This is a genomic window from Rhodococcus sp. WS3 (assembly GCF_003797085.1).
Lineage (GTDB): Bacteria > Actinomycetota > Actinomycetes > Mycobacteriales > Mycobacteriaceae > Rhodococcus_F > Rhodococcus_F globerula.
In genome coordinates this window covers 253,939-260,786 of the sequence record NZ_RKMA01000002.1, presented here as the reverse complement: position 1 = coordinate 260,786, position 6,848 = coordinate 253,939, and the positions used below count along the sequence as shown (strand labels likewise).

At 62.1% G+C, this 6,848-nt stretch carries 6 protein-coding genes; 1 reads left to right on the top strand and 5 read right to left on the bottom strand.

Annotated features, from left to right (window positions below):
* Positions 1-153: 153 nt before the first annotated feature.
* The gene (locus tag EEB13_RS15400) at positions 154-495 is read right to left on the bottom strand and encodes a hypothetical protein (protein WP_033232035.1); all 342 of its coding nucleotides are present in this window, start codon (positions 493-495) and stop codon (positions 154-156) included.
* Positions 496-696: 201 nt separating this feature from the next.
* Between EEB13_RS15400 and EEB13_RS15395 the strand changes: the two genes are divergently transcribed.
* Positions 697-1,035, top strand: a complete 339-nt coding sequence (locus tag EEB13_RS15395) for an RNA polymerase-binding protein RbpA (protein WP_033232034.1) — start codon at positions 697-699, stop codon at positions 1,033-1,035.
* 404 nt (positions 1,036-1,439) lie between these two features.
* On the opposite strand, the gene EEB13_RS15390 is transcribed toward EEB13_RS15395, so the two are convergent.
* The 4 genes from EEB13_RS15390 to EEB13_RS15375 all read right to left on the bottom strand — a co-directional run bounded on the left by EEB13_RS15390 (position 1,440) and on the right by EEB13_RS15375 (position 6,847).
* The gene (locus tag EEB13_RS15390; RefSeq protein ID WP_033232032.1) at positions 1,440-2,237 is read right to left on the bottom strand and encodes a hypothetical protein; all 798 of its coding nucleotides are present in this window, start codon (positions 2,235-2,237) and stop codon (positions 1,440-1,442) included.
* 120 nt (positions 2,238-2,357) lie between these two features.
* Positions 2,358-3,665: a TerD family protein gene (locus EEB13_RS15385; RefSeq protein ID WP_141485723.1), complete on the bottom strand. Its 1,308-nt coding sequence runs from the start codon at positions 3,663-3,665 to the stop codon at positions 2,358-2,360.
* Complete coding sequence (gene lnt, locus EEB13_RS15380; protein WP_045067754.1) at positions 3,658-5,259, bottom strand: apolipoprotein N-acyltransferase; 1,602 nt, start codon at positions 5,257-5,259, stop codon at positions 3,658-3,660. Before lnt ends, EEB13_RS15385 begins: the two co-directional genes overlap by 8 nt.
* Entirely contained in the window at positions 5,249-6,847 is a 1,599-nt protein-coding gene (locus EEB13_RS15375) for an amidohydrolase (protein ID WP_141485722.1), read from the bottom strand. The genes lnt and EEB13_RS15375 overlap by 11 nt, the downstream gene beginning before the upstream one ends.
* Between the last annotated feature and the right edge of the window lies 1 nt (position 6,848).

Sequence of the window (6,848 nt, the reverse complement as noted above, 5' to 3'; positions counted from 1 at the left end):
AGTTCGAACCTCCCCGAAGGTCCGAACTGAAGGATTGAAGTTGTGTCGCCTCGTGCGCCCACTGCATATTCACGGCGGCGCGCACACAGCTACAAAGTGATTGCCCAGACGGGGAGGATCGAAACACCTCGTCGATCGAAAGAAATCAGGCGTTCATCGAAAACGTTCGGCCTCGCGTGCGAGCACCGTCAGCTGCTCACACAAGGCGAGTAGCTCGGTAGTATCGGCGCCCTCAGCGACAGCAGTGGCAACGTCTTCAGCAGCGCAACGAACTTCGAACATTCGGTCCACCAACTCGACGGCCTCGGTGGCCGTCAGGATGACCGCGTCCGCGGGAACGCTGGTGCCCTTCACCGCATTACGCTGCTCGTACGCACGCTGGCGGCACGACTGGCAGCAGTACCGGCGGCGACGGCCGACGCCGACTGCCGCTACGCCACGACCGCACCACGCGCAAGGACTACCGGCGCTTCTGGGGCGCGTGCTCGAGGTCATGAGATGACACTTTACTCGAGATTCAGACGCCCTCGATGTCCGCTCGGATGCGAGCGCGCGGGACCCGGTAAGATGGGGAGGTTGCGTCTTCTCGCCACACGGGAACCAATCCGGTGCTCGTGGCGTTGTAGATGAGTGTGAGCGTCTACTCCCCAACACCGGGCGCCCACCAGCGGTGACGAACGAAGAGAGGACACCACCATGGCAGATCGCGTACTTCGAGGTAGCCGACTCGGAGCTGTGAGCTACGAGACCGACCGTGACCATGACCTCGCCCCCCGTCGTATGGCGAAGTACAAGTGCGACAACGGTGAGATCTTTGACATCCCGTTCGCCGACGACGCCGAGATCCCCGGTACGTGGATGTGCCGCAACGGCCTCGAGGGTTCCCTTATGGAGGGCACTGCGCCCGAAGCCAAGAAGGTCAAGCCGCCGCGTACCCACTGGGACATGCTGCTCGAGCGTCGTTCCGTCGAAGAACTCGAAGAACTTCTGAAAGAGCGTCTCGATCTCCTGAAGGCCAAGCGCCGCGGAGCGTGATGCACTAGCACCACAATGTGCACGTCGAAGACCGTCCGGCCAGGTGCCGGGCGGTCTTTCTCGTTGCATTCGATGCCGATGTGGTCCTTGTGTTGCAGTCATTGTCCACGAACCCTTCTTCGACGCCGATGTCATCCGAAAGCGTTCCCGCTCAGCAGTTTTCATCGATCAGACAAGCGCCGTGCCGGTAGCCTTCCTCGCACTGTTCGGCAGGGAAAGCCATCGGCACGGATATCTGTACCAGTGTTTGCTGTATCCCCTGACGGCTCGGCTGCCAAACGTCACGGATGGAGTACGGCCGGTATGCGAGTGAGCACAGTTTCTGCTCAGTGAGCACAGGCTCCAGCGCCCAGAAAACCATGCTCACTCGAGGAAAAGGGGCCCAGCTCCTTCGCCGATTGCGCCTACGCGGTCCAGCGACGCATCGCCACGTATCCCGCCGCCCCCACCACGATCAACCCGACGCCCAGAGCGACCGTCGTCGAATCCGTCACCAGTCCCGCCATGCCGGTGACTGCTACGAAAACTGGCACGAAATCGAACAGTCGAGCAATCGATTCCGGCGGCTCGACCGGAAACCCGAGTGCTTGGCCGGCCTTGCTCCGGGCGTAGCTCGGGTACCACTCGGTGAACGAGATAGCGAAGAACGTGCCCGCCAACTGCAGAATCCAACCGGTCCAGAAATTGCCGCTGTCGCCCAGCACTGCGTCACCGATCAGTCCGACAATCGCAGACCAGGTGAAGGCCAGCGCCCAGACCGCGGTGATGACGTAATTGATCCGCAAGAAAAGCGAAGTGGTCCAGTACTCCTCCGGAGTGGATTCCTTTGCATATTGCATGGTGAACGGATTGCGCAGCAGTATCGATCCGAAAGCGAAGACAACAAGCGCGATATTGGTGAGCTCACCGCCCCACAATTCGAACCATTCGATCGTATTTGCCGATGCGAACAGTCCAATTCCTGCGAGTATGCCGAAGAAGAGGACATCGAACAGTTCCAGCAGTTTCAGAGTGCCGCCCCGCCGATGATTTGCGGCCAGTATCAGCAGAGATAGTCCGAGCGCCGCTGCAGCGGATTCCTCGAATCGTCCTGGTCCGGACAATAGCGAGAGCAGAATCCACGGGGACAATCCCGCAAGTGGAGACCGTAGAACAGCATCGACAACGCTCGTCTTACGGCTGACACTCTGATCTTCAATCATGGGAAACGCCCTTTGCTCGACTAGGTGTCAAGGCGAATACCCGATAATGAAGGAGGCGAAGCCCCCTGTGCGCCTTTTTGGTAGTGGGGGCTACCAGAAAGGCGCACAGGGGCTTTGCCCCTAACGGCGCTTCTTACGCCCCGAATCGCACGGCCCGGAGTACTTGTCCAGTCCGACGCCCTTGTTCGCTTTCTTGCTGCGTCCGGTCGGGCCTGATTTGGGGCGCTGCACCCACTGACCGTCGGCGTCCAGACCGGGCATGCGTTCACTGAGAGTTCGGCTGTAGCGCGTCTCCCCGTCGACGGTCAGCACACCGTCCTGCACATCGATGTGCGCGACGGTCGCCCAGAACGAGTTCTTGCCGTTGCCGACGTACACGAGGATCTCGTCGGCGTCCGAACCAGGGAGTCCGTCCTTACCGGCTTTGCCGTACCGAATGGCGACGCGAGGATTGCCGAACGAATCGATTGCACCGGCCCCGTTGTCCACGCTCTGATAAACGTTGACCAGCAGATCGCCGTTCTCGTGGGGCAGCACACGAACCTGCTCGACGGCCGGCTTCTTCCCCTTGCCCGGTCCGGCGCTGTCTCCGTAGTGGTAGATGTGCGGCCAGGTTTCGAGTCCACCACGATGGTTCGGCTCACCGCTGATGACGACGTAGTCGTTGGTCTCTTCGTTGCGGCAGAAGAAGTAGACGTCGAGGTCTCCTTCGCCGTACTTCTTGACCTTGCCGTTCTTGTCGTACGTCGCCCCGCGCCCGTCCCATTCCAGGCCGACAGTCAACACCCAACTGGGATCGCCTTGGCTCTTACGCAGGTCGATGCGCGCTGTCTTGTCCTGTGAATCCTTAGTGAGGCTGACGGAGACTTTCTCGAAGCTGATGGTGGGGGCGGGAGCGGCTACGGGTGCTTCAGGAGCCGCAACAGTAGCGGGCTCGTCGTCATCGACGTCGATACCGTGTTCAGCGGCAAAGGCTGCCAGTCCGGCGCTGTATCCCTGTCCGACGGCGTCGAGACGCCAACCCGCGCCGCGGCGATACAAGGCGACCAACTGCAGCACCGTTTCGGTAGTCAAACCTGTTGGCACAAAAGACAACTGCTGCGACGATCCACGGGCGTCGACGCGGATGGAAGTGACATCCGAGAAGTTCTTTCCCTGCGCTTCAGTGCTGCCGGTCATCAACACGCGGTGAACGTCAGCAGGCAGAGCGGCGAGGTCGATGGTGATCGTCTCGTCCGAAACGAGTGCAACGCCGGGGGCTTTCGGGTTGTTGAAGAAAACGAAGTCGTCGTCGGTTCGGACTTTCCCGTCGGCGCCGAGCAGAACTGCCGCGATATCCACCACACCACGAACGCTTCCGGTGTCGAGCGCGATGGTGTAGCTCGCGTCCACCAGATCGGTTTTCGAGCCCTTGGTTACGTCAGTCATTGCTCTCTCCTGTTTCGGGAAGGGAGGGTTCACGTCGTCGGGAAATTACTGCTATCACTATTGAGCCCGCAGCGAGGAGGCACAGGACGACCTCGGGCGCGGGGCCAAGCTTCGTTGCAAGGGTGGTGTCGGTCGACAGCGGCACATCCGCAACCAGATACTCGGGTACGAACAAGTCGGTTTCCGACGTGACGGAACCGTCCGGCGAGATGATGGCGCTGACACCGCTGGTAGCTGCGACGACCACTGCTCGGCCGTGTTCGACGGCACGAACTCGCGACATCGCCAACTGTTGGTACGTCATCTCCGTATCGCCGAAAGTGGCGTTGTTGGTCGGTACGGCAAGAAGTTGCGCTCCGTTGCGCACTGATTCCTGGAATGCCCGGTCGAATGCCACTTCGTAGCAGGTGGCGATGCCGATGGGCACACCCGCGGCGTGGACAACGCCATTGCCGTCGCCGGGTACGAAGTTGCCGGCGCGGTCGGCGTACTCGGAGAACTTCCGGAAGAAATCGCGATACGGCAGGTACTCGCCGAACGGTTGGATGATCTTCTTGTCGTGCTGTTCCTGCGGACCCTTGTTTCCGTCCCAGACGATCACGGAGTTCGTGGTTGTCCGGTCGGCGTTGACCAGCACGGTACCGACCAGGATCGGCGCACCGATCGATACGGAAGCGCGAGTGATGTCGGCTGCTGCGTCCACGTTGCGCAGCGGATCGATGTCGGAGGCGTTTTCCGGCCAGATGACAATGTCGGGTTGTTTGACGCGTCCGGCGTCGACCTCGTCCGCAAGCCTCAGAGTTTCGGCAACATGGTTGTCGAGCACCTGCTTGCGTTGGGAATTGAAGTCCAACCCCAACCGCGGGACGCTTCCCTGAATTGCCGCGACGGTGATCGTCTTCTCGCCGGAGTCCATGGTTGCGAGGAACGGCGCCACGGCAACAGCCAGCAGAACAGGTACGACGGATGCGGCAACCGCTCCGACAAATCCCCTGTCCCAGCGTTTGCCTGCAACGGCAATAGCTACGGCAGCCAAACCGGTGCCGGTCAGGGCCACCCCGAAACTGAGCAGCGGCGCTCCGCCGAGGCTGGCCAGCGGAAGCAGTAAACCTTCGGACTGGCCGAAAGCAAGCCTGCCCCAAGGGAATCCGCCAAACGGAACACTGGAGCGCAGCCATTCGGTCAATGACCAGATTGCGGCAATCCAGAGCGGAGCCCACGGTAACCGAGACACCAAAACTGCCAGGAGCCCGAACAATCCGATGAACAGTGACTCCACGGCGGCAAGGGCGATCCACGGCATTGCGCCGACAAATACCCCGATCCACGGGAGTAGTGGAATCAGGAAGCCGAGACCTGCCAGGTAGCCGTATCCGAATCCAGCTCGCAGCCGCAGTCCCCCGCGGCCGAAGTTCGTCAGCACACACGTGAGGAGTGCAATGCCCACCGGTGCGAGAAACCACAGAGGCCGCGGCGGAAACCCCACAAAGATCAGATATCCACCCGCTGCCGAGTACAGCGACCGCAACCACACCGAACGGGTCAGAATCTCGGTTATCCGAGACCGCTGCCCGGCGGGTGACTCAACGCTCATAAACGACGCGTCCACGATGCACCGATCGAACACACACCGGTGCCTGCGCGTCGGCGTCGAGACTCGGTAGCGCCGGGACACGCGAGCGCGGATCGGTCGACCATCGCTGGACCGAGTCGGCCGGCGCGCTTACCTCGAGGTCTCCCGCTTCCCAGATGACATACGACGCCGGCGCACCCGGGTTGAGTGTTCCGGCCGCGCCGTCGCGGACTCCGCCGGCGCGCCAGGCGCCGCGGGTTGCGGCCGAGAAGGCCGCTCGCGGTGAGATGCCGCTTCCGTCGGTGCGGTGATGCACTGCGGCACGGAGCATCGCCCACGGTTCCACCGGAGTGACCGGTGCGTCGGAACTGAATGCGAGGGAAACGCCCTTGGATGCGGCCGGGGCAAACGGGTTGAGTGCAACGGCGCGTTCGCCGCCCAGTCGCGTGGCATACAGGCCGTCGGTGCCGCCCCACAATTCGTCGAAGACCGGCTGGACGCTGGCAATGACGCCGAGCGCGGCAAAGGTTTCGGCGTCAGCGACAGACATCATTTCGGCGTGCTCGAGACGGTGACCCAGTGCGGCGACCTTGGGTCCGCCGAGTTCGTCGGCAACCTGCTGAAATGCTGTCGCAGCGGCCGAGACGGCGGCATCACCGATTGCATGGAACCCGGCTTGAATTCCGGCGAGGGTGCATGCCCGTACGTGCGCCGCGATGGCGTCGACGCCCAAGTAGGCGTTTCCGGTCGAATCCGGTTGATCTGCATAGGGTTCGGTGAGCCACGCAGTGTGCGATCCCAGCGAACCGTCGATGAAGAGGTCACCGCCGAGGCCGTGCGCGCCGGTCTTGTCGAGGAGCGCTCGAGCGTCCTCCGCTGTACTGACGTGCTCACCCCAGTATCCGCGGACCTCGACGCCGTGATCGTGAGCGAGGAGTTCCTGGAAATCGGTGAGGCCGGAGATATCCGGGCCACCGCACTCGTGCACGGCAATGATTCCGCGTGAGGCGCAGAGATCGAGAGCGGCGGTGCGGGCCGCGGCGCGCTGATCTGCCGTGAGGAGGTTACGTGCGGCGGCGCGGGCGAGATGGTGGGCTTCGAAAGTCAGCGGGCCGTCGGCGGAGTAACCGGCCTCGTTTGCCAGTCCATCGATCCCGTCCCGCAGTGTGCTCGAGCACACTGCCGAGTGCACGTCGATCCTGGAGAGGTACACCTTGCGCCCCGGTGCTGCGGCATCAAGGTCAGCCGTCGAGGGCGCAGTCTGATCGGCCCACTCGGTGTCGTCCCAACCGTGCCCCCAGATGACGGCGTCGGGATTGGCGTCGGCGAATGCCGTTACACGCAAAAGGCATTCGTCGAGCGACTGTGCACCGACAAGATCAAGTCCGACTATGGACAATCCGAGCGCAGTGATGTGGACGTGAGTATCGACAAAACCGGGAGTGACAAACGCACCGTCCAGATCTTCGATCTCGGCGCCGGGATGCAATGCGCGTCCGGCGCGTTCGTCACCTACCCAGACGACGGTGCCGTCGGTGATGGCGAGCGAAGTCGCGTCAGGTGCAAAAGAACTGTAGATCCGGCCGTTGACCAGCAATCGAGTAGTCACG

Coding starts and splice junctions, on each gene's coding strand:
- EEB13_RS15400 (WP_033232035.1), bottom strand. CDS start 495: ATGACCTCGAGCACGCGCCCCAGAAGCGCCGGTAGTCCTTGCGCGTGG.
- EEB13_RS15395 (WP_033232034.1), top strand. CDS start 697: ATGGCAGATCGCGTACTTCGAGGTAGCCGACTCGGAGCTGTGAGCTAC.
- EEB13_RS15390 (WP_033232032.1), bottom strand. CDS start 2,237: ATGATTGAAGATCAGAGTGTCAGCCGTAAGACGAGCGTTGTCGATGCT.
- EEB13_RS15385 (WP_141485723.1), bottom strand. CDS start 3,665: ATGACTGACGTAACCAAGGGCTCGAAAACCGATCTGGTGGACGCGAGC.
- lnt (WP_045067754.1), bottom strand. CDS start 5,259: ATGAGCGTTGAGTCACCCGCCGGGCAGCGGTCTCGGATAACCGAGATT.